At 62.7% G+C, this 22029-nt stretch carries 17 protein-coding genes and 1 pseudogene; 8 read left to right on the top strand and 10 right to left on the bottom strand.

Annotated features, from left to right (window positions below):
- The first annotated feature begins 101 nt into the window (after window positions 1-101).
- Window positions 102-1142 carry an ABC transporter substrate-binding protein gene (locus AC07V9_RS19030; protein WP_495017201.1) on the top strand — a complete coding sequence of 347 codons (1041 nt, stop codon included), beginning with the start codon at window positions 102-104 and terminating at the stop codon, window positions 1140-1142.
- Complete coding sequence (locus AC07V9_RS19025; RefSeq protein ID WP_495017200.1) at window positions 1139-2860, top strand: diguanylate cyclase domain-containing protein; 1722 nt, start codon at window positions 1139-1141, stop codon at window positions 2858-2860. The genes AC07V9_RS19030 and AC07V9_RS19025 overlap by 4 nt, the downstream gene beginning before the upstream one ends.
- Before the next feature lie 19 nt (window positions 2861-2879).
- Here the strand turns inward: AC07V9_RS19025 and AC07V9_RS19020 are convergent, their stop codons facing one another.
- Entirely contained in the window at window positions 2880-3569 is a 690-nt protein-coding gene (locus AC07V9_RS19020; protein WP_495017199.1) for a YoaK family protein, read from the bottom strand.
- A 25-nt stretch (window positions 3570-3594) separates the two neighbouring features.
- Window positions 3595-4827: an MFS transporter gene (locus AC07V9_RS19015; RefSeq protein ID WP_495017198.1), complete on the bottom strand. Its 1233-nt coding sequence runs from the start codon at window positions 4825-4827 to the stop codon at window positions 3595-3597.
- Between the two features lie 388 nt (window positions 4828-5215).
- Between AC07V9_RS19015 and AC07V9_RS19010 the strand changes: the two genes are divergently transcribed.
- Entirely contained in the window at window positions 5216-5533 is a 318-nt protein-coding gene (locus AC07V9_RS19010) for a class I SAM-dependent methyltransferase (RefSeq protein ID WP_495017197.1), read from the top strand.
- A 1-nt stretch (window position 5534) separates the two neighbouring features.
- Here AC07V9_RS19010 and AC07V9_RS19005 read toward each other — a convergent pair whose 3' ends face one another.
- Both AC07V9_RS19005 and AC07V9_RS19000 read right to left on the bottom strand, forming a co-directional pair.
- Entirely contained in the window at window positions 5535-6458 is a 924-nt protein-coding gene (locus AC07V9_RS19005) for a PI-PLC domain-containing protein (protein WP_495017196.1), read from the bottom strand.
- A 155-nt stretch (window positions 6459-6613) separates the two neighbouring features.
- Complete coding sequence (locus AC07V9_RS19000; protein WP_495017195.1) at window positions 6614-7630, bottom strand: zinc-dependent alcohol dehydrogenase family protein; 1017 nt, start codon at window positions 7628-7630, stop codon at window positions 6614-6616.
- A gap of 197 nt (window positions 7631-7827) precedes the next feature.
- On the opposite strand from AC07V9_RS19000, the gene AC07V9_RS18995 reads away from it, so the two are divergent.
- A complete protein-coding gene (locus tag AC07V9_RS18995) occupies window positions 7828-8298 on the top strand; it encodes a RidA family protein (protein ID WP_495017194.1) in 471 nt (156 codons plus the stop codon).
- 134 nt (window positions 8299-8432) lie between these two features.
- Here AC07V9_RS18995 and AC07V9_RS18990 read toward each other — a convergent pair whose 3' ends face one another.
- Window positions 8433-9335 carry a LysR family transcriptional regulator gene (locus AC07V9_RS18990; protein ID WP_495017193.1) on the bottom strand — a complete coding sequence of 301 codons (903 nt, stop codon included), beginning with the start codon at window positions 9333-9335 and terminating at the stop codon, window positions 8433-8435.
- A 99-nt stretch (window positions 9336-9434) separates the two neighbouring features.
- Here AC07V9_RS18990 and AC07V9_RS18985 point away from each other — a divergent pair.
- From AC07V9_RS18985 to AC07V9_RS18975, 3 genes and pseudogenes are all read left to right on the top strand, one after another.
- A pseudogene (locus AC07V9_RS18985) lies at window positions 9435-10586 on the top strand (aspartate aminotransferase family protein); the annotation flags it as partial.
- A gap of 115 nt (window positions 10587-10701) precedes the next feature.
- Window positions 10702-12180: an MFS transporter gene (locus AC07V9_RS18980; protein ID WP_495017192.1), complete on the top strand. Its 1479-nt coding sequence runs from the start codon at window positions 10702-10704 to the stop codon at window positions 12178-12180.
- A 300-nt stretch (window positions 12181-12480) separates the two neighbouring features.
- A complete protein-coding gene (locus AC07V9_RS18975) occupies window positions 12481-13068 on the top strand; it encodes a LysE family translocator (protein WP_495017191.1) in 588 nt (195 codons plus the stop codon).
- Here AC07V9_RS18975 and AC07V9_RS18970 read toward each other — a convergent pair whose 3' ends face one another.
- From AC07V9_RS18970 to AC07V9_RS18950, 5 genes are all read right to left on the bottom strand, one after another.
- Window positions 13069-13893: an AraC family transcriptional regulator gene (locus AC07V9_RS18970; protein ID WP_495017190.1), complete on the bottom strand. Its 825-nt coding sequence runs from the start codon at window positions 13891-13893 to the stop codon at window positions 13069-13071.
- A gap of 5 nt (window positions 13894-13898) precedes the next feature.
- Window positions 13899-15542, bottom strand: a complete 1644-nt coding sequence (locus AC07V9_RS18965) for a phosphoethanolamine transferase (RefSeq protein ID WP_495017189.1) — start codon at window positions 15540-15542, stop codon at window positions 13899-13901.
- A gap of 238 nt (window positions 15543-15780) precedes the next feature.
- On the bottom strand, window positions 15781-17175 hold the full coding sequence (locus AC07V9_RS18960; protein WP_495017188.1) for an efflux transporter outer membrane subunit: 1395 nt from the start codon (window positions 17173-17175) through the stop codon (window positions 15781-15783).
- A 7-nt stretch (window positions 17176-17182) separates the two neighbouring features.
- Window positions 17183-19153 (bottom strand): MacB family efflux pump subunit, encoded by a 1971-nt coding sequence (locus AC07V9_RS18955; protein WP_495017187.1) that lies wholly within the window; start codon window positions 19151-19153, stop codon window positions 17183-17185.
- Window positions 19154-20326, bottom strand: coding sequence for an efflux RND transporter periplasmic adaptor subunit (locus AC07V9_RS18950; protein ID WP_495017186.1), 1173 nt, complete (start codon window positions 20324-20326; stop codon window positions 19154-19156).
- A 307-nt stretch (window positions 20327-20633) separates the two neighbouring features.
- Between AC07V9_RS18950 and AC07V9_RS18945 the strand changes: the two genes are divergently transcribed.
- Window positions 20634-21116 (top strand): sigma-70 family RNA polymerase sigma factor, encoded by a 483-nt coding sequence (locus AC07V9_RS18945; protein ID WP_495017301.1) that lies wholly within the window; start codon window positions 20634-20636, stop codon window positions 21114-21116.
- The last annotated feature ends 913 nt before the right edge of the window (window positions 21117-22029 follow it).

The raw sequence follows: 22029 nt of genomic DNA, 5'->3' as shown, positions 1-22029 counted from the left end.
CGTTTCCGACCGGAGGTATCGCAGCCGAAACGAGGTTGCCGAGCAAGGGCACATCGCCATCTGTATAGTGGCGATGTGATTCCTGTCCCTGGGCATTGTCCATGAAACCCCTGTGCCCAATTTGGTTCGTTTGCTGCGCCTTCTTTGCCACTTTGCAGGCCCACGGCGCCGAGCAGACACTGCGTGTGCTGGCTTGGCCAGGGTATGCGGACAGCGATCTGGTGAGCGTTTTCGAGAAGCGCAACAAGGTCAAGGTTGAAGTCACGCTGGTCGGCAGTGATGAAGTGCTGCGCAGCAAACTGGCGGAAAACCAGGGTGGCGATTTCGACGTCATCGCGGCGAACACCGCGGAAATTCATAATTATGCCAGTCAGGGCCTGTTGCAGCCGCTGCAGCCTGAGCACATCGCCAATACCGCACGTCAGCTCCCGCGCTTTCGCGATTATTCGCGTTTGCCCGATATCGTCGTCGCAGGCCAACTGTACGCTGTGCCTTACGTGTGGTCCGACATGGGGCTGATCTACGATCGCAAGCAATTCAGCCAGCCGCCGGAGTCCATTGAGAGCATGTGGGATGCACGTTTTCAGGGGCGCGTGCTGGCGTTTAACACCAGCAACCATAATTTTTCCCTGGCAAGCCTGGCGCTGGGCGGCGATCCGTTTCGCATCCGGCCCGGCGATTTCCCCAAGGTCACAGCCAAGCTGATCGCCTTGCGCCGCAACGTCCTGACCTTTTACTCACTGCCCGAAGAAGCCGCCGAACTGTTTCGCAGCCATTCGGCGGCGCTGATTTTCGCCAACTATGGGCGCCAGCAGCTCAAGCAATTGCGCGAGGCCGGCGCCGATGTCGGTTATGTGGTGCCGCGCGAAGGTGCGTTGGCCTGGCTCGATTGCTGGGCCATCAGCAAGGGTGCCCGTAATCCGTCACTGGCGGCGGCGTGGATCAACTACATGCTCGAGCCCGAGGTCAGCCGGGCGATCACCGAGCGCCAGGATTTGTCCAACACCCTGCAGGAGCCCGCCGATGCCAGCCCGTCGAACCGCTTGATCTGGCTGCGTCCCGTGGAAGATGACGCGCGCCGCGCCGCCCTTTGGCAGCGCATTGTGTCCGGCGAACGCCCGCCCCTGGGAGAAGCGCGATGAGGTTTGGCATCGCGTTCAAGCTTGGTTGCCTAATGGCGCTATTTGGCATGCTGCCCGTCGGGCTTGCCGGTTACTACACCTACAACAGCAGCCGGGAAATGCTCCTGCGCGCCGCCGAGCGCGACCTGCTGACCTCGGTGCAAGTGCTGGGGCGCAATCTGCACGCCAGCCTGCGCAACATCTCGCTGGATGCCGCGGTGCTGACCAACGGCCCGCAGGTCCATGACCTGGGTGACATCGAGGACGCAGAAAAGCGCAATGTCGTGCAGAGCAATCTGGCCGAGTCGTTCCGCGCGATGCTGCTGGCGCACCCCGACTACATGCAGATCCGCCTGATCAGCGCTACCGATTACGGCCTTGAACTGGTGCGCGAAGACCGCGACGGCCCGAACATCGTCAGGGTCGAGGGCGCCGACCTGCAGGAGAAGGCCCACTACGCCTATGTGTTCGAAACATTGCGGCTCAAGCCGGGCGAGGTGCGCATCTCGCCGATCGTCATCAACCATGAGCAGGGCGCGCACTCGGGGCTGGGCAAGCCGACGCTGCATGTCTCGACGCCGGTTGCCGACCCCTCGGGCAAGGTCTTCGCGCTGCTGGTGGTCAACGTTGACCTGGATCAGCTATTCAGCCAACTGCAAGGCGATCTGCCGAGGGAATATCAGGTCTACCTGAGCAATCGCTGGGGCGATCTGCTGGTGCATCCGGATCACCGCCGCACCTTTGGCTTCGATCAGGGGCGCCGGCTGTTCCTGCAGGACGAATTCCCCGAGGTCTCGCGGCTGCTGGCAGAGAAGGGCCCCAGCGCACTGATCAGCCGCAGTGTCGAACAGGGCCAGCAGGACCGCCTGGTGGCGGCGTTCGTGCGTTTGTCACACAGCGACGGGTCTGAGCCTTTCGTGGTGCTGGGGCTGGGCCAGCCGCAGAGTCATGTGCTGGCCCAGGCGTCGCGGGCAGGCACCAACATCCTGCAGATCGCCCTGCTGTTCAGCGCCCTGGCATTGCTGGCGGCGGTCATCGCTTCCCGCGCGTTGATCCGGCCTTTGCGCAGCATGACCGATGCCGTGGAGCTGTTTTCTCGCGAACGCAAGGTCAGCGAACTGTCGCCTCGCGAGGATGAATTGGGCCTGCTGGCCCGACGTTTTCAGTCGATGAAACAGGAAATTCTCACCCAGCTCGCCGACCTGACCAGCAGCCGTGCGGCGTTCGAACACTTGGCGCGGCATGACCCACTGACCGAACTGCCGAACCGGCGCATGTGTTTTGAAGTGCTGGAGCAGGCCCTGGTCACGGCGAGGGAGAGGGGTCAGAAGATGGCCTTGTTGTTTGTGGACCTGGATCATTTCAAGGAAATGAACGACCAGTATGGCCATCGCTTCGGTGATCAGGTACTGCAGGCGGTGGCCAAGCTGCTGACCTCGGCCAGCGAGGGGGCCGACTGCGTGGCGCGTCTGGGCGGCGATGAATTCGTCATCTGCTTCAACGACGTCAAAGACCCGCAGAAGATCGTCGGCTTGCTGGAAAAGCTGCACCAGTGCTTCCAGTTGCCGCTGTTCATCGACGGGCATCGCGTGCAGATCCACGCGAGCATGGGCGTCAGCCTGTTTCCGCGCGATGGCAATGACATCGGCACGCTGATCCAGCATGCCGATCACGCGATGTACCAAGCCAAGAGCGCTGGCCGCAACCGCTATTCCTTCGAGGTGCAGGGCGAGGAGTGACCTGGCCTGCAACCGAAGGTCAGTTGATGCTGTCGTTGCTGCCGAAGGTGCGCGCACACGTCCAGCCTGCTACCAGCACCGGCAGCGCCAGACACCACAGGCCGATGGCCAGGTACAACAGCGCAGCGCCGATACAGCCGGCGGTAAAGCCCAAGAGATTCAGGCCGATCGGCTTGAGGCGCCCACGGATGGCCGCGCGTTCTTGCACGTCACGCAGGCCGATCAGCGCGAACACATCGATTGCGCCCTGGGTGACGTTGCCGGTCATCAGCGTCGTCGGCGGCGCGCCCTTGAGGTGTTGGCGTGAGATCGCGTTCTGAATCGCCATGGCGGCAACGCCGGTCATGCCGGTGATCAGCGCCGCTGCGCTGTCGCCGTCGTTGAATGGGCCAAGCACAATGGCCAGCACGCCAAACAGTGCCAGCAGCATCGTGTGCAGGATCAGCAGCGGACGCAGCGGCACAAGCCCGCGTCGGTTGATCGCCACGGCGGCGATGTGGGTCAGCCCGACCACGATGGCAAACACCGGCAAGGCCAGCAGTTTGGCCAGCGCCCCCGAGGTGCCATGCACGATGCTGACCCCCAGGGTCACGAAGTTGCCGGTCACGTGGGCGGTGAACAGGCCCTGCAGGGCGAGAAAGCCGAGGGTGTCGACGAAGCCGCCGTTGAAGCTGAGGGCCGGGGCCATGGAACGGTGGATGGTGTGCATGTCAGATCCTGCTCGAAAGTCGGTGTCAGGCCGCAGGCGGCTCGCCGGGCGTCGGGGTCTTCAGGTTGTCCTGGGGCTGGCGCACGTAGATCGCCAACAGCATGGCACCCAGGCTCAGTCCCGCCAGTGCCAGCGAGCCTACGTTGATGGCCAGATCCAGCCCCCAGGCGGTTGCGGCACGACCCAGCAGCATCGCCACCACCCCTTGCATCAGGTACGCCACCAGAAACAGCGCTGACAGGGTCCCGGCGCGGTGGTGCATGGGCGCGTGGGCGTTGATCAGGTTCAGGCCGCCCATGAACAGCAGGCTGTAACCCGCGCCGCTGGCTGCGCTTGAGAGCAGGAACACCGGCAGCGCGTGGGTCGCGGTGGCCAGCATCAGCAGTAACAGGCTGACAATGGAGAAGCTCGCCCCGGCGATGATCGACAGCTTTGAGGTGAAGCGTTTGGCGACGATGCCAGTGAACCCCAGCACGATGGCGAACAGCGAAATCGCTCCGCCGTTGACCAGCGCGTTGCTGGAGCCGATCAGGTCGTGGGCGATCTGCGAACCCAGAGACAGCATGGTCGCGCCCACCGAATAGGCGCTGAGCACCGCACTTACCGAGACCAGAAACGTACGGCGCAGCGGCGGGTGGATGTTGGGCAGTTTCAGGGTCCAGCGCTTTTTGCTCTCGGCCTTGGTGTGGCGGGGCAGATGCCAGACGCCGTAGAGCGTGGCGATCAGCACGATGATCAGCACCCAGAAGCTCAGGCGAGTGGGGAAGGGTGCGTATTGAATCAGCCCGCCGCCGAGAATCAGCGCCGCCGCCAGCCCGAATGCCTGAGCGGCCGTGGTGATCGCGCCGGCGAGTTTGGCCTTGCCCGGTGCGCTGAACTCCACCACCGCGGCAGCCGAAGGGCCAGCCGACAGACCCACGCCGATGCCCATGAAAGCCCGGCCGATCAACAGCCAGATGACGTTTGGCGCAACGGCAAACAGCAACACGCCGATCAACGAGGCCGAGAGTCCCATCAGCATCGCGGCGCGTCGGCCGATGTAGTCGGAGAGGTCGCCCAGCGCGATCAGCGTCGCCACCACGAACACCGGAAACACCGCGAAGATCAGTGTGGTAACGGTGGGCGTCAGTTGCCATTGATGGGCGTAAAGCGGGTACATCATGGCCGGGGCGGCGCTGGTCCAGAGGGTATGGACGACGACGGCGGCGGCCACCCAGAAACTGCTCGCGCGGCCCCAGATGATTGGAGATGAGCTCATGTGATTCGCCTCACGGATGTCAGTCACCACAGTAGGGGTGGGGAAGGGGAACAACCTTGCACTGATGTGCCATTGTGGGCGCACCGATGTGGCTGGATTGAGGATGAAGGTACGGGCTAATCGAGTGCGGAACAATTGGTTCAATCAGAGACTCATTGTTTCCATTGTGGGGACGATGGCATGAGGCGCATGAATCGCGTCGCCCGGACAGGTGCTCGTCAATTGACAATTCACCCGCGGCTTCTCTAGGATGCCGCATGCGCCGATTTAAACAGCTACTTGCGGGGCGCCGTGTGTCGTCCAGCACGTCACCGAAATACCGCTAAAGCGCTGGTTCGGTGTCGCCTCTCACCGCTGCCCAGCGGAACGTTGAGGCAGAGTAACCACTATGAGCAGCACACCCAGCCCCCGTCCTTTCGTTCGTCTGGCACCTCTTGCCAGCCCATCCGGTCGTCGCAACCCGAAAATCCTCCTGGCCGGTGCCCATCAACCGACGCTGTTGCGGTATCTGGACGGCAGGCCCCGTCGCCAGAACGGCCCCCATGCCTTTCTGATTCAGTTCGCCGGTGTCGATGAATCCCTTGATCGTTTTGGCAACGACCAGTTCGACCTGGCCGTCGTTCAAGCGCCCTGCGCCGCGCGCGCGGATGAAGTGATTCGCCACCTCACCCGCATCGCCCGTCAGGGCTTGATCACGCGCTGCTGAATCAGCGCAATGTCGGCTGCAGGTTTTCGTTGGGGTGGCTCAGTTTGCGTGCCCCGCGAATGGCGTTGGCATGCCGACAGTTGCCGACCAGGTTGCTGCGCAGGGTCCAGTCCGTGTTGATGATGTGGAAGTTCTGGATGTAGCTGTTCTCGTCGACCGATTCAAACCACTCATCGACCTTGTGGCTCAGGTCGGTCGGCGCATGGAAGGGCAGCGAGTATTTGGCGCACTGCACGGCGCGCAGTTGCTGCGCATCCTTGTATTCCCCCGCCACCTGGTCGACAAAGGTCTTCAGGGTATTGGTATTGAACAGGTTCTCCCCCGGCCAGCGCTGGGTGACGCCCTCCCAGCCTTCGTCGAACACGGCGTCGCTGTTGTAGGCGACCACCACATTGCGGCCGGGTGCGTGAGCCCAGATCTGCTCCAGCGTCCATGCGCTCATGGCGTAAGGAAGGATCCGGCCGCCGATTTCATTGAAAACCATCGCCTGCAGCTGCCGATGGGCCAGGTCGGTGAAGTTTTCGAACTGATGAAAATCGAGGATGACGATCTCGCGAGCGGTCTGCCCCGAGCTTTCCAACTCTGCGAAAAACGCTCGCACGGCATCGATGATGTCCTCGGCGACGGTTCGGCCTGAAGACGTCAGGTGAAACAGCTGAAAGCGGCTGGGATCGCCTTCCGGGTAGTCGTCCTTGAGGGTGACACGCAGGTCGAGCACGCGCACGCCATGGCGCAGTTGCTCCAGCGGCGATTGGTCTTGTGCGAATTCTTGAGGCAGGCCCAGATTGGGCGATTGTTTGTCGCTGCCCGAGTTGTGAGTGCCCGGGAGGATCAGTTCATCGATGCGCAGGTGCTGGATGTCCGGTGTTTCGGCCATCCACTGCAGATGAGCGGGGGAATGGGTATTGCTCTGAAAGGTCGTCATGTTGTCGGTCCTTGACGGGGTGAAGGCGGCTCAAGGGTGAGCGCGCCCGGGCAGGTCCTTGCCCTGGAAATCGTTGAACAGGTTTGTCTTTCTCGGGCCTGCGGTCAACCGGGGCGGGCTCGGTTAACCGTTACCTGATATTTTTCGGCGCAACCTCAACGCACCCGCAACACCACGCGGCCCCGCACCGGATCGTCGTCCAGATGGTTGTGCGCCTTGCCGAACTGCTCGAACGGCCAAGTGCGATGAATGTCCGGTTTGAGCAGGCCTTTGACGGTCAGCTCATTGATCGCATCCAGCGCGCGTTTCATCGCCGCGGCGTCTTGCTCGATGCCCAGCTCCGGCTTGCCGGTGAAGTTCTCCAGGCAGTGCACGAAGAAGCGCATGTTCTTGCGGAACGCCTGCATGGCCGGGAACGGCGTGGTGTTGCCGCCGCGCAGGCCATACAGCACCAGGCTGCCGCGTGGGGCCAATACGTCGCCGAGCAAGGCCAGCTGTCGACCGCCGAAACCGTCGAACACCGCTTCGATGCCCTGGCCTTTGGTCAGGGCGGCGATGCGCAGGCAGATGTCGTCTTGCTCGGTCACGATCACCCGTTCGGCCCCGTTGGCCAGCAGGTATTCGCGATCCTCGGCGTGTTGCGTCGCCGCAATCACGTGCAGGCCCAGCGCCTTGCCCAGTTGGACGAACGCGATACCCGGGCTGTAGGCGGCGTCGGTGATCAGCACGGTCTGGCCGGCCTGCACCCGTGCCAGGTCAACCAAGGCGAAATACGCCAGCAGCATGGGCGTGTAATGCACGCAGGCCTCCACCGCCGTCAATACGTGCGGATAGCAGGTCAGGGCGTTGCGCGGTACCAGCACGTGGTCGCCACAGACCGGGTAGTCGTTGGCGCTCATGGCCTTGAAGCTGGCCACCTTGTCGCCTACGGCGAGGTCAGTCACCTCGCAGCCCACGGCCTCGACGATACCGGCCATTTCGCTGCCGATCCCGGCGGGCAGTTGCACGGGAGCCAGGGCCAGGTTCTGGCGCCACAACACATCGTCCCAGCTGATGCCGATGGCCTCGGCACGAACCAGCACTTCCTGTGGACCGGGTAGGCGGTCAGGCTGCTCCTCGCAACTGAGTACATCGGCTTTGCCGAAGCGATGAAATTTGATGGCGCGTGACATTTCCAACCTCGACTCATGTGATTAGGGTTCAGATGACTCTACGGGGGCCGGGGTCTGCGCACTATTTCTGTCTGTCGATACCCGACATGCCTGCTATCAATTGGGGTTTGCGGAACTCGCGGCGGCGTGCGCGAAGCGTTGAAATCGCGGGCCTGCCGTGCTGATATCGTCGTCTTTTTCAACAACAGGGGCTGGCAATGTCGTGCGATCTTCGCTTCAAACAGGCGTGTGAGCAGTTGGGCTATGACTTCGATGGCGAGATCAAGATTGGCGGCAACTACGCGCCGCTGGTGCGCCATGAGGATCAGCTGTACATCAGTGGGCAGATTCCCCGGGTGGGCGACACTGTGGTGGTGACCGGTCGTGCGGGCAGCGATGTCACGCTGGAACAGGCCCAGTTGGGCGCGAAGATCAGCGCCCTGCGCGCCATCGCCTTGCTGCAGCGCAGTCTGGGCAGCCTGGACAAGGTCAGGCGCGTGCTGCGCATGACCTTGTTCGTGCAATGCACCGACACCTTCACCCAGCAGAGCGAAGTGGCCGATGGCGCCTCCGAGCTGCTGTTTTTCGTGTTTGGCGAAGCCGGGGCCCACACCCGCAGCTCGGTGGGGGTGTATCAGTTGCCGAAGAATGCGACGGTGGAGATGGATCTGATTGCGGTGGCAAATTAGTGCATGCACCGCAGTTCTCCTGTGGAAGCGAATTCATTCGCGAGAGGCTGGTACACCCAGCACATATCCATCGTATGTGCGATTTTTCGCGAATGAATTCGCTCCCACAGGGTGACGCAGCCAGCATCTGCAGACTACTTGCCCCACTCCGCCAGCGCGCGCTCCACAAAATGCCTGACCTTGGGCAGGCGATAGCGGTCTTGCGGGTACATCAGCCACATCGGGCGGCTCGGTGGCTGATACGCCTGCAGCAACGGCACCAGGGTGCCGGCCTTCAAGTCTTCGCTGATCAGCACATCCGGCAACATCGCCACACCCATGCCAGACAGGGCCGCCTGGCGCAACGCCGGTGAACTGTTGACGATCATCGGGCCGGACACCGGTATTTCCATCACGCCTTCGGGCCCCGTAAGCTTCCACAGCTTGTCCGCGGCGCGCCAGTCGTCGCCTGCGGGGTAAGCGAACGCCAGGCAGTGGTGATCGCGCAGATCCTCGGCGGTCATCGGCGTGCCGCGACGTGTGAGGTAATCCTGCGAGGCGCAGATGGTCAGGGTGTAGTCCTGCAAGGGGCGGGCGATCAATCCCGAGGATTCGGGGTGACCCAGGCGGATCGCGGCATCGAAGCCATACTCGATCAAGTCCATCAGCTGATTGCTCAGCACCACCTCGACCTTCAGATCCGGGTAACGCTGCGTGAAATCGCTGAGCATCGGCGACAGGCGCTCGGCGCCGAAGGCCGGTGGCGCAGTGATGCGCAAAGTCCCGCTTGGCTGCGTCTGCGCGTGCTCGGCCATGCGTTCCGAATCGCTGACCAGCCCCAGCACTTCGACACAGCGGCGGTAATACTGCACGCCGAATTCTGTCAGGTTCTGGCGACGGGTCGTACGTTGCAGCAGGCTCACGCCCAGGCGTTGCTCCAGCGCCTTGAGGTGATTGCCCACCATGGTGGTGGACATTTCACACTGCCGGGCGGCAGCGGTCATGCTGCCGCTTTCCACCACTTTGACGAACACGGTCATCGCCTGAAAGACGTCCATTATCAAGCCCTGCTTAAAAGTCACTCAAGGAAAGCCATCTTTATACAGCAAAGCGGGCTAACGATACTGGCCTCATCCCAACGTGATGGAGCCAAGGCCATGACCGCCGCCAGCCTGATGAATACCTACAAACCGCTGCCCCTGAGCTTTGTCAGAGGCCAGGGCGCGCGCCTTTGGGACGACACCGGGCGTCATTATCTGGATGCCGTGGCGGGCGTGGCGGTGACCAATGTCGGTCACAGCCATCCAGCAATCGTAATGGCCGTCACCGAGCAGGCCGGGCTGTTGCTGCACACCTCCAACCATTACCGCATCGACTGGCAACAGCGCCTGGCCGCCAGGCTCACCCGGTTGTCGGGGCTGGAACAGGTGTTCTTCAACAATTCAGGCGCCGAAGCCAACGAAACCGCGCTCAAGCTGGCGCGCCTGTACGGTTGGGCCAAGGGCATCGAACACCCGCTGGTGCTGGTCATGGACAACGCCTTTCACGGCCGCACGCTGGGTACGCTGTCGGCCAGCGACAACGGCAGCGTGCGCCTGGGCTATCAGCCGCTGTCGGGGGATTTCATCAAGGTGGCCTTTGGCGACATGGACGCCATCCGCCAGGCCACGCGGGTGTACGGCGAGCGCATCGTCGCGGTCATGCTCGAACCGGTTCAGGGCGAGGGCGGGGTGCTGCTGCCGCCGCCGGGTTACCTCAAGGCCGTGCGTGCTCATTGCAGTCATAACGGCTGGCTGATGATGCTCGACGAGATTCAGACCGGCATCGGGCGCACCGGCAAGTGGTTCGCGTTTCAGCACGAAGCTATCGTTCCGGACGTCATGACCCTGGCCAAGGCGCTGGGCAATGGCGTCCCGATTGGCGCATGTCTGGCGTCGACGGCCGTGGCCCGGCTGTTCACCCCCGGCAGTCATGGCAGCACCTTCGGCGGCAATCCGCTGGCCTGTCGCGTGGGTTGCACGGTGCTGGATATCGTTGAGCAACAGAGCCTGCTGAACAACGCCGCAGGTCAAGGCGAGCGCTTATTGATGCGCCTGCGTGACGAACTGGCCGGGCATCCGGACGTCCTGCAGGTGCGCGGCGTGGGCCTGATGATCGGCATCGAGTTGAGTCGGCCGATCCGCGACCTGTGCCTGAACGCAGCCCAGGAGTATGGCGTGCTGATCAACGTCACCCGCGGCCAGACGATCCGTCTGCTGCCGCCGTTGATCATCGATGAAGCAGAGGTGGAGGCGATCGTACGTGGCGTAGTGGGCGCACTGGGCCACGCGACCGTACAGGCGCAGCGCGTCGATGGGGTGAACTCCCGTGCCGTCGCCCACTCTCAACCCACAGATCACGCCGATCTGTGGGCAGGGAGCGGACATGACCACCGCAGGCATTCAAACGACAGCGCAGGACGTTGAGCAGAGCAAGGGCAGGCTCTTGGAGACCGATCTTCCGGCCCGGCTGGACCGCTTGCCGTGGGGTCGGTTTCACACGTTGTTGGTGTTCGCGCTGGGCATCACCTGGCTGCTCGACGGGCTGGAAGTCACCTTGGCGGGCTCCGTATCAGGTGCGTTGAAGGAAAGCCCGGTGCTGCACCTGAGCAACGCTGACATCGGCCTGGCCGGGGGCGCTTACATTTGCGGCGCGGTGATGGGGGCCTTGTTCTTCGGCTGGCTCACTGACCGGTTGGGACGGCGCAAGCTGTTCTTCATTACCCTGGCGCTGTACATCAGCGCGACAGCGGCTACCGCGTTTTCCTTCAGCCTGTGGAGTTTCATGCTGTTTCGCTTTCTCACCGGCATGGGCATCGGTGGCGAATACACGGCGATCAATTCGACCATTCAGGAATTCACCCCGGCGCGTTTTCGCGGCTGGGTCGACCTGACCATCAATGGCACCTTCTGGATTGGCGCGGCGCTGGGCGCGGGCGGCTCGATCATCTTGCTGGACCCCGGCTGGATCGGTGGCGACCTGGGCTGGCGCCTGTGTTTTGGCATCGGCGCGGTGTTGGGGCTGGTGATTCTGCTGATGCGCCTGTGGCTGCCGGAAAGCCCTCGCTGGTTGCTGATTCACGGGCAGGCCGACGAGGCTCGGGTGATTGTCGAAAATATCGAAGAGCGCCTGCGCCAGCAGGGCCATGTACTGGCCGAGCCTGAAGGTAAAATGCTGCGCCTGCACGCGCGAGACCACACGCCGCTGCGGGAAATCTTCGACACCTTGTTCAACACGTATCGCCGGCGGGCGCTGGTGGGCCTGACGCTGCTGACCGCCCAGGCGTTTTTCTACAATGCGATCTTCTTTACCTACGCGCTGGTGCTCACTGAGTTTTACGGCGTGCCGTCGGCGTCGATCGGCTGGTACGTGCTGCCGCTGGCCTTGGGGAATTTTTGCGGGCCGCTGTTGCTGGGCAGGCTGTTCGACGTGATCGGGCGTCGGGTGATGATCAGCCTGACCTACGCGATATCTGCAGTACTGCTGAGCATCAGCGGCTACCTGTTCGAGCAGGGGGTGCTCAGCGTGACCCAACAGGCCATCGCCTGGATGATCATCTTTTTCTTCGCCTCGGCGGCGGCCAGCTCGGCGTACCTCACCGTGGCCGAAACCTTTCCGCTGGAGATTCGCGCACTGGCCATTGCGGTGTTCTACGCCTTTGGCACGGCGCTGGGCGGGATCATCGGGCCCACCTTGTTTGGCGAGTTGATCGACAGCCACCAGCGCGGCCCGGTGTTCATGGGTTATCTGGTGGGCGCGGCGTTGATGTTGCTGGCCGCCGTCGTGCAGGCGATCTGGGGCGTGGCCTCGGAGCGCAAGTCGTTGGAAGACGTGGCGCGGCCGTTGTCCCAGGCGAGTGATTGAACCGAATCCACCTGAACACCGCGATCGCGCTTCTGCCAAAGGCGCAGGAGCAAGCTTGCTCGCGATCTGGCGCGAAGCGCCAGCATAACCAGACGACCACGTTGTGTGAGGCAGGTCGCGTGCAGAGGATTTACTGCCGCTGTGCGGTCGGCGCGACCCCGACGTCTCCTGCGGCCTGCGGCCAGAATCAACAGCAAACCCGCGTGCGCCTCTGAATCAGACTGGTCAGTTTTCTTCAATACCCAAACAACCCCCGCCGCTTAAGGTCGCCACTCATTCATTGAGTGGAGTTGGGCGGTAATGAACCTGATGATTTCCATGGCGGCGTTCGCGCTGGCGGCGTCGATTTCTCCGGGGCCGGTGAACGTGGTGGCGCTCAGTTGCGGCGCGCAGTTCGGCCTGGGGGCCAGCCTGCGGCATGTGATGGGTGCCACCCTGGGCTTTGTCGTGCTGCTGATCTTCACCGGATTCGGCCTGCACGAAGTCTTGCAGCGCCATCCGGTGCTGACGGATCTGATTCGCTGGGCGGGCATGGCGTTTCTGATTTATCTCGCCTGCAAGCTCGCCATGGACGACGGCCGCTTGAACCTCGACACACCCGCGCAGCGGCCGTCGTTCTGGCGCGGCGCGGCGATGCAGTGGCTCAACCCCAAAGCATGGCTGGCGGCGGTGGCCGGGATGGGGGCGTTCGTGGCCGATGGCGAGGCGCGGCTGATCGGCCTGTTCGCGTTGATTTACTTCGTCGTCTGCTATTTGTCGGTGGGCTGCTGGGCCTACGCCGGGGCGTTTTTGGGGCCGTGGCTGCGCAGCCCGCAGCGCATTCGCACGTTCAACCGCAGCATGGCAGCGCTGCTGGCGGGGTGTGCGGTGTCGCTGCTGTACGTCTGACTACTGGCGATACTGGCCGGGCGTTGCGGCGAGGAGCTTTTTGAACACCCGCTGGAAATGCGCCTGATCGGCAAAGCCACTTTGCTGAGCGATGTCAGCGATCGCTTCGCCTTCGCGCAACTGCGCCTGGGCATGCTGGATGCGCCGGTTAATCAGGTAGGCGTGGGGCGTCATGTGGTAATGCTGCTCGAACGCGCGAATCAGGTAGGCCTCAGACAGGTTCGCCGCTTGACAGATGTCCTCCAGCCGAATCGCCTGCAGGAAGTGTTCATTGACGTACTGCGCTGCTCGCTCGACCTTGAGGTTGGCCTTCTTCAACGGCGCGTCAAAACCGCCCAGACGCTGCTGCATCAGGGTGAAAAACGCGATGGCCGCTTCGTGTTTTGCCAGTGATTCCAGCGTCGGTTCGATCAAGGTCCGATGCAGTTCCAGCAAGCCGGCGAACAGCTCGGGATCACGGCTGGAAATGGCCGCAATCGCCTGGAAACCTGCCACACCACAAGCTTGTTGCACACGCCCCAGCCACTGCGCGTCGATGTAAAACATGATGTACGACCAGGGCTGATCGTCGATGGGGTTACAGGCGTGCACGTCGCCAGGGTTCATCAGCACGACCGTGCCGGTGCCGATGGTCTGGCGGGTTTTTTCGTGCACGTAGGTGCTTTGCCCGGAGGTGATCGCGCCGATGGAAAACACGTCATGGGAGTGCCGCGAATAACAGACCTTGCGTCCGTCGGCGATGGAGCGGGCTTCAATGAAGGGCAACTGCGCGTCCCGCCAGAACACCGGAGTCGCTGGAGGGCTTACCGGGTTCTGGTGGGGCATGTCAGTCATCCTTTGCTGTGTTTGCAGCTGTGGAAAATGTCCAGAGCCGGCTGGTATTCGGTGGTGTTGACGCCGAGCAAGCCTAGCACCGAATGGAACAGGTAGTCATGGCTCAGGTCCGGCTGGTCTTGCTTGGCGGCCAGACAGCTGCGATCGATGCTCGCATCTTCCAGGGTCGCGTTGCCGAACCACATCACCATCGGCACGTGGGTCTGCGCACTCGGCGCGATGGCGTAGGGCGCGGCGTGCAGGTAGATGCCGTTTTCACCCAAAGACTCGCCATGGTCCGAGACGTAGATCATCGAGGTATCGACCTTGTCCTGATTGCGCTTGAGCAGTTCGATGGTCTGCGTCAGGAAGTGGTCGGTGTAGAGGAGGGTGTTGTCGTAGACGTTCTTCAGCTCATCGGAGGTGCAACTGCCCAACTGGTTGGTGTGGCAGACCGGGGTGAAGCGCTCCATGGTTTTCGGGTAGCGGTCGTAGTATTCGGGACCATGGCTGCCGTCGGAGTGCAGGACGATGATGGCGTTGTCCTTGAGCGAGTCGATGTATTCCTGTAGGCCGAACAGCAGTGATTCGTCCAGGCAATTCTGGCCGTCGCAGAAGGGGCTTGGCTGGGTTTTCGGGATATCGCTGTGGGGCACGCGCAGGCAGGTGCCCTTGCAGTCACTGTTGTTGTCGAGCCACACCACCTTGAGCCCGGCACGCTGCAGCATGTCCAGCAGGCCTTCGTAGGTTTTGCCTTTCTTGTCGGTGTAATCGGTGCGCGGGAATTTGGAGAACATGCACGGCACCGACACGGCGGTCGAGGTGCCACAGGAGGCTACGTGCGTGAAGTTGAGAATGTCCTGCTGCTTCAGTTGCGGGTTGGTTTCCCGGGCGTAGCCGTTGAGCGAGAGGTGGTCGGCGCGCGCGGTTTCACCGACCACGAATATCATCAGGCTTTTCTTCGGCCGCGCCTGGGCTTCAGGGCTGAGCACCGAATCGGCGCCCACGGTCTGGATCTTGACCGTTTCCTTGATCGCCACGGTCTGCTTGGTCAGCTTGCCGATGGCGTAGATGTAGTTGGTCGGGTTGATGAAGTGGGTCAGCTTGTCTTCGTCGCGAAAGATCGGCGCGTAAGTCGAGTAGAACGGGCCGACGGAGGCGGCGATCACCAGCACGCAGCCGATGCACACCAGCACCTTGTTCACCAGGCCGGGCAACACGCGGCGGTAGGTGACCGGGATCAGCCAGATCAACGCAATCGGCACAGCGCCCAGCAGGCCCATGTACAGGAACAGCTTGCCGCTGAGCAGCGCCTCGGCCTCGCCAGGGTTGGTTTCCAGCACGTTCTGCATCATCACCGTGTCGATGGTGATGCCGTAAGTGTTCATGAAATACGCCGCGGCGGCCGAACACAGCGCGACCAGACTCAGTACCGGTTTGAGGGTCGGGCGGAACGACAGGGGCGTTAGCAGCAGGGTAATCGCCGCCCATAGAAAGAGTGCGAAGGACGCATAAAAAGCCGCCGCCTTGATGCCCTGCAACTGCGTCAGACCGACCAGCGCGTGCCAGGTGGCAAGGTTGTAGAACACCACCAGGCACAGGGAAAACAGCATGACCAGGCGAGTGGAGGTGACAGGGCGCAGCTTTGAACGCATTTCCATATAAAGCACTACCGAAACGGGTCTGCACGCGGCTTGTCTGTCGGCTATCCCTGCGACGCACACGTCAGACTGACCTGCCAGAAGCGGCGGTCGGGTTGATGAAGAACGAGGATGGCGCGGAGTTTTTCAGATCGATTGTGAAGACTTTGTGAAACATCGCAGGCATTCGAAAGCGGTCAAACCGATTCTCGAAACGGGACGTTGCGTCCTTGAAGGTGGGACATTCGCAAGGGGTAGCTCAATCGGCCTGCCACCCGCCCCCCAGCGCCTTGTACAGCGCCACGCTGGCCTGAAGCCGCGCCAATCGCAGCTGGACATTCAGGTCTTGGGCGGCGTAGAGCGTGCGTTGGGTTTCCAGCACGGTGAGCAAGTCTTCGGCGCCCGCGCGGTAGCGGCTTTCGGCAATATCGAAGGCGCGTTGAGCCTGTTGCAATTCTTCGTCTTGCCATTGGCGTTGCTGGTCAATGCCATCGATGCCGTTGAGGGCTTTTTCGACGTCGGCGAAGCCGTTGACGATGGCGCCGCGGTAGGTGCTCAGCAGCTCTTCCTGACGGGCGCTGGCGCGATCTCGTTCCGCGCTCAGGCGACCGTTATTGAAGATCGGCCCCACCAGGCCGGCAGTGAGGGTATAGAACGGGCTGCGCAGGATGTCGCTGGCCGTGTCGGCGCCGGAGCCTATGTTGGCGCTCAGGGTCAGGGTCGGCAGCATCGCTGCCCGGGCGACTTTGACATCGGCCTGGGCGGCTGCCAGTTGCGCTTCGGCGCGGGCGATGTCCGGGCGGCGGCTGAGCAGGTCGCTGGGCACGCCACTGCCGATCGCTGGCCAGTGCAGGCGGTCGAAGCCTGCGCGGTTGAGCTTGACTTGCTGCACTGGCTGACCCAGTAACAGCGCCAGGCCGATCAACGCGTCCTGGGCCTGCTGACGAATCAGCGGCACCTGACGCTGCTGGCTGGCCACCAGGCTTTTTTGCTGCGCCAGTTCCAGCGCGGTGGCTGAGCCTGCGTCGAAGCGGGTCTGTACCAGTTCCAGCACATGGCGGGCGTTGGTCAGGTTCAGCTCGGCGATCTGCCCCTGCTCCTGCAAGGCCAGCACCTGCACGTAGTTGCTGGCAACCGCGCTGAGCAGGGTCAGCTCCACCGTGGCGCGATCGAATTCCGATGCTCGCAGGCTTTCCCTCGCGCTGTCGTAGGCGGCCGCACGACCGCCCCAGAAATCCACTTCGTAGGTCGCGCTCAGGCTGGCGTCGAAATAATCCACGGCCTTGTTGTCGCTGTCGGTGTCCAGTTGTGTGTAGCCATTGCCGCGCAGCAGTTTTTCGCGGCTGGCGTTGCCGGAGGCCTTGAGCTCGGGCAACAGCGGGCCTGCGGCGACGGTCACGGCGGCCCGTGCCTGTTTGACCCGCGCGACGGCTGCGGCCAGGTCGAAGCTGTCTTGTCGCGCCTGTTCGATCAGCGCGTCCAGTTGTGGATCGGCAAAGCGCCTCCACCACTGGCGGTTGTCTTGAAGCGTTTGTGCGGCGCCTGCCGATTGCCACGCCGCCGGGGCGACGACGCCGCTGTCGGGGCGTGGGGCGGGCGAGTTGCAGGCGGCGAGCAACAGGCAGGCGGTGAGCAGGGAAAGGGCTGGTTTCATCAAAGAATCATTCACTGGTAAGGGCCGTGACCGGGTCGAGCCGGGCAGCTTTGCGGGCCGGCATGAAGCCGAAGACGACACCGGTGACCAGCGCGCAGGCAAAGGCGCCGAGCACCGCCGGCAGGGAAAAGGCCACCGCCACCTGAGCGACCAGCAAGGCGCCGCCAACGGCCATGGCCAGGACGATGCCGGTCAGCCCGCCGACCACCGAAAGCAGCACGGCCTCGGTGAGAAACTGCCGCAGGATGTCGCGCTGACGGGCACCAGTGGCCATGCGGATACCGATCTCGCGGGTGCGTTCGCGCACGGTCATGAGCATGATGTTCATCACGCCGATACCGCCCACCAGCAACGAGATCGCGGCAATGGCGCCGAGCATCAATGACAGGGTGTTCTGGGTCTTGGCCTCGGCTTGAATCATCGCCGCGTTGTTGGTCAGCTCGTAATCGTGCTTGCCGTGGTGCAGCTTGAGCATCAGCTCGTTGATGGCCTGCTCGGTCTCCTTGACGTTGCGCGAGTCGTTGGCGGCGATCACCACGTATTCCGGGTCATGGGTGCCGAACAGGCGGATGCTGGCCGAGGAGTAGGGGATCATCACCCGTACGTCGCTGTCCTTTTCCCCTGAGCTGGCGCCCTTGGCGGCGAGCACGCCGATCACCTGAAACGGCACGTTCTCGATGAGGATGTACTGGCCGACGGGGTCGCGGTTGCTGAAGAACTTCTCACGCACCTTGTCGCCGATCACCGCCACCGAGGCGGCGGTTTCTTCGTCGCTGCGGGTGAAAAACGCGCCTTGGGACAGCGGCCAGTTGAAGATGCTCGGAAACAGCGTGTTGGCCCCGCCGACGTACACCTTGTAGTCGTTGCTGCCCGACCGGATCGTCGCGTAGTCGCCGATCAGCGGCATGATCCGGTTCACCTGCGGCAGTGTCGACAGCGCGGCCACGTCGCTCAAGCTGACGATGCCTTGGGGCGCGCGCGGATTGGGCGCCGTACCGTTGAGAAAAATGATGTTGGAGCCGAACGCGCCCATCTGCGCCATGACTTGACGCTTGCTGCCTTCACCCACCGCCAGCATGACCACCACCGACGCCACGCCGATGATGATGCCCAGCAGGGTCAGGGCGGTGCGGAAGCGATTGATCCACATCACCCGCCACGCCGCTTTTACCGCGTCGAGCAGCTCGCCTTTCCATGCGCCGCTGTGAAGGCTGCCTTCGTTGAGGCGCTGACGCAGGTCGTCGGCATTCAGCGCTTTGGGGTTGTCGGTGTGCTGCGTGTGCGGGTTGCCCTGGGCGCTGTCGCTGAGGATCAGGCCGTCGCTCACCTCGATGATGCGTTTGGCTCGCGCCGCGACGTTGCGGTCATGGGTGATCAGAATCACCACATGGCCCTGGCTGGCCAGCTCGTCGAGCAGGGTCATGACCTCGGCGCCGCTGTGGCTGTCGAGAGCACCGGTGGGTTCGTCGGCGAGGATGATGTGGCCGCCGTTCATCAACGCGCGGGCAATCGACACGCGCTGTTGCTGGCCGCCGGACAACTGGTGCGGACGGTTGCCGGTGCGCTCGGCCAGACCCAGGCGCTGCAGCAGGGCGGCGGCGCGGGCATGACGTTGCTCAGCGGGAATACCGGCGTAAATGGCCGGCATCTCGACGTTTTCCTGAGCCGAGCCGGAAGGGATCAAGTGATAGCCCTGGAACACGAAGCCAAACGCCTCGCGGCGCAGCCAGGCCAGTTCATCGCTGCCCAGATGCGCGACGTCCTCGCCAGCAAAGCGGTAGCTGCCGCAAGTGGGGCGATCCAGGCAGCCGAGGATGTTCATCAGCGTCGATTTACCGGACCCCGAAGCGCCGACGATGGCGACGAATTCTCCTGCGTGAATCGACAGGCTGACGCCGCGCAGCACGTCGACCGTGGGGCTGTCGCCGCCGCCATAGGATTTGCGGATGTCCTGCAGGGCAATCAGGGGCGTGTTCATTCAACCCCCGCTGCCATTGGCCGGGCCGATCAGCAGGTAATCGCCTTCGGACAGGCCCTCGAGCACCTGGGTTTTCTGTCGGTCGCTGACGCCGACGCGAATCTGCCGTGACTCGATCTCGCCATTTTTTGCCACCACGCGTACGGTCGGCTGGTCGCTGCCGTTTTCGCCATGCAGTGCAGCGATGGGGGCGGTGAGCACGTCCTTGACTTCGCTGTTGACGAAAAACACCTGGGCGGTCATTTCTGCCATCAGGCTGTGGTCGGCGTTGTTGACGTCCAGCAGCACGGTGTACAGCACCACGCGCCCGCTGCCGCTTTTGTTGACGCTGCTGGGGCTGCCGCCGGCCTGGCTGGTCTGCTCCAGCGGTTTGGGCGGCACCGGCAGCACCTGACGCACCGTGCTGCTCCAGCGCCGGTTGCCGCCGCTCAGGGTGGTGAAATAGGCGGTCATGCCCGGTTTGACATGGCCAATGTCGGCTTCGGACACCTCGGCCCAGACGGTCATCGGCGACAGCCTGGCAATGCGCATGATCAGCGGCGTCTGCTGCTGAGCGTTGAGGGTCTGGCCCTCACGAGCGTCCAGCGCCACCACGGTGCCGGTCATCGGCGCAAAAATTCGGGTGTAACCCAGCTCGGCTTCGTCGCTGCGCAGGCTGGCCTGGGCCTGACGGATCTGCGCCTGGAACATGTCGATGCGCGCCTGGGTGGTGCGCAGCTCGGCCTCGGCGCCCTGCACGTCTTCTTCGCGCGTGGCGCCGCCTTTGGCCAGATGTTGCTGGCGTGAATATTTTTGCTGGGCGAGGTCGTGCAGGGCGCGCTGTTCCTGCAACTGCGCCTTGAGGTTATCGATGGCAAAACGGCTGCCGTCGAGCTTGGCCTGCTGGGTCGACGGGTCAATTTCCACCAGCAACTGGCCTTCCTTGACCTCGTCTCCCACCTCAACGTGAATCTTGCGGATCTGCCCGGACGCCTGGGCGCCGACATCTACGTAACGGCGCGGCTGCAGCGTGCCCAGGGCGGTCACGCTGCTTTCGATATCGCCCCGGCTGACCTGCACGGTGGCGAACTGGTCGCGCCCCGGCGGCATGAACTGCCAGGCGGCGAGGGCGGCGACGGGGATCAGAATGAGTAAGGCGAGCAGGGCGCGTCGGGGTTTACGGGGACGTTTCATGCAGGGTTCCGGCCGTTGAAAGTCGCCCCGGTTGGCGCCGTCCAGCCACAGGGCTGCGCGCACGGCCTGCCGGAAAACCGACAAAGCTTGGGGACTCCCCGTTAAACGAAGGCCCTGCATGGAAATTTAGCGGCGAATGAGGGGGCGTTGCGTTACAAAATTTTGCCTTCGCCTGACCGACAGATCTTAACTACGGATGAGAATTATTATAAATTACCGCGCTTGAACTGCCATCATCGTGCCTCTACCGAACAATCACGTGTCACGAGCGGCTCATGGACAGGCGCAGGATCAGTGACCGGGAGTCATTTTGGAAAACTACTATCGCGAGCTGGTGTGCTTCATCAACGCCCGGCTGGGCAATCGAGAGGTTGCCGAAGATGTGGTGCATGACACGTATCTGCGGGTGCTGGAGCGCGCCAGCGACACGCCGATCGAACAGCCTCGGGCGTTCCTCTATCGCACGGCGCTGAATCTGGTCATCGACGATCACCGACGCAATGTCATTCGTCAGACCGAGCCGCTTGAGGCGGTGGATCAGCAGGAGCAGCTCTTTATCCCTTCACCGCAGGCGACCCTGGATCATGGCCAGCGTCTGGAGATGATGCAGCGGGCGTTGGCCGAGCTGCCGGCGTTGTGTCGCGAGTGCTTCATGTTGCGCAAGATCGAGGGGTTGTCGCATCCGCAAATCGCCGAGCGGCTGGGGATTTCTCGCAGTGTGGTTGAGAAGCATATTGTCAATGCGATGAAGCATTGTCGGGTCAGGGTTCGGCAGTGGGATATGGGGTGATGTTTTTCTGCGATTTGCTGTGAGCCTGTAATGGCCGGGTTATCTGGTCTATTGCTGGGCTGCTGCCTAACGGCAGAAGCGTTTCGCCTTCGGCGAGTTACTTGAAAAGACACCAAGTAACCAAGTGTCCTGGCTCCTGGTTGGGCCCTCCTTCGTCGGGTTCCCTCAGCTCCGGCGACGCTCCGTGGGCCTGCCGCCATCGGCCATCCATGGCCGGGGGCGGCTCTCGCGGCATCCATGCCGCTCGGCCCACGGAGCGCCACCTGCGTTCGGCCTGCACCCAAGTCGCGTTTTGCGGCGTCTGATCTGTCGCGTACGAAGATCAAGATCAAAAGCGAACGCTGATCTTGATCTCAACCCGATCCCTTGTAGGAGCAGTCGGAGGTTACGACGGCCGCGAAGGCGGACTTTCAGACACAAATGTTTTGTCTGACCCACCGCTTCGTCCGGATGCGGCCCAGACCGTCGTAACCTCCGACTGCTCCTACAGGTAAAGCGTCAGACCCACATCTCGGGGCATGCACAATACCCCTGTAGCAGTCCGGCTTGCCGGCGGTGGCGTCCGAAAGATCGCTGCCGCCGGCAAGCCGGACTGTTACAGAAAAGCGCGCAAATTCCAGGCCGTTGATTCGGCTTTTGATCTTCATACGCGATAGTCCAGACACCACCAATCGCGACTTGGGTGCAGGCCGAACGCGGGCGATGCGTAGTGGGCCGAGCGGCAGGGATGCCGCGAGAGCGCTGCTAGGACATGGATGTCCGTTCAGCGCGGGCCCACGGAGTATCGCCGGAGTGGAGGGAACCCGAGGAACGAGGGCCAAACCAGGAGCAAGGACTGAACTGACCCCCAAAAGTTGGACAAAAAGCGCTAGAGGCTCATGGCCTGGGTTCGAAACTGCACCGGACTCAGGCC

The organism is Pseudomonas sp. GW821-FHT02A11, assembly GCF_059421985.1.
Note: the sequence above shows the minus strand (reverse complement) of the source record. Positions and strands in the feature narration are given on the sequence as shown.

What these genes read in the sequence shown, in the direction of transcription:
- AC07V9_RS19010 (WP_495017197.1), top strand. Translation starts at nt 5,216, where the DNA reads ATGAGCAGCACACCCAGCCCCCGTCCTTTCGTTCGTCTGGCACCTCTT.
- AC07V9_RS18975 (WP_495017191.1), top strand. Translation starts at nt 12,481, where the DNA reads ATGAACCTGATGATTTCCATGGCGGCGTTCGCGCTGGCGGCGTCGATT.
- AC07V9_RS18995 (WP_495017194.1), top strand. Translation starts at nt 7,828, where the DNA reads ATGTCGTGCGATCTTCGCTTCAAACAGGCGTGTGAGCAGTTGGGCTAT.
- AC07V9_RS18965 (WP_495017189.1), bottom strand. Translation starts at nt 15,542, where the DNA reads ATGGAAATGCGTTCAAAGCTGCGCCCTGTCACCTCCACTCGCCTGGTC.
- AC07V9_RS18955 (WP_495017187.1), bottom strand. Translation starts at nt 19,153, where the DNA reads ATGAACACGCCCCTGATTGCCCTGCAGGACATCCGCAAATCCTATGGC.
- AC07V9_RS18970 (WP_495017190.1), bottom strand. Translation starts at nt 13,893, where the DNA reads ATGCCCCACCAGAACCCGGTAAGCCCTCCAGCGACTCCGGTGTTCTGG.
- AC07V9_RS19000 (WP_495017195.1), bottom strand. Translation starts at nt 7,630, where the DNA reads ATGTCACGCGCCATCAAATTTCATCGCTTCGGCAAAGCCGATGTACTC.
- AC07V9_RS19005 (WP_495017196.1), bottom strand. Translation starts at nt 6,458, where the DNA reads ATGACGACCTTTCAGAGCAATACCCATTCCCCCGCTCATCTGCAGTGG.
- AC07V9_RS18980 (WP_495017192.1), top strand. Translation starts at nt 10,702, where the DNA reads ATGACCACCGCAGGCATTCAAACGACAGCGCAGGACGTTGAGCAGAGC.
- AC07V9_RS19020 (WP_495017199.1), bottom strand. Translation starts at nt 3,569, where the DNA reads ATGCACACCATCCACCGTTCCATGGCCCCGGCCCTCAGCTTCAACGGC.
- AC07V9_RS19015 (WP_495017198.1), bottom strand. Translation starts at nt 4,827, where the DNA reads ATGAGCTCATCTCCAATCATCTGGGGCCGCGCGAGCAGTTTCTGGGTG.
- AC07V9_RS19025 (WP_495017200.1), top strand. Translation starts at nt 1,139, where the DNA reads ATGAGGTTTGGCATCGCGTTCAAGCTTGGTTGCCTAATGGCGCTATTT.
- AC07V9_RS18950 (WP_495017186.1), bottom strand. Translation starts at nt 20,326, where the DNA reads ATGAAACGTCCCCGTAAACCCCGACGCGCCCTGCTCGCCTTACTCATT.
- AC07V9_RS19030 (WP_495017201.1), top strand. Translation starts at nt 102, where the DNA reads ATGAAACCCCTGTGCCCAATTTGGTTCGTTTGCTGCGCCTTCTTTGCC.
- AC07V9_RS18960 (WP_495017188.1), bottom strand. Translation starts at nt 17,175, where the DNA reads ATGAAACCAGCCCTTTCCCTGCTCACCGCCTGCCTGTTGCTCGCCGCC.
- AC07V9_RS18990 (WP_495017193.1), bottom strand. Translation starts at nt 9,335, where the DNA reads ATGGACGTCTTTCAGGCGATGACCGTGTTCGTCAAAGTGGTGGAAAGC.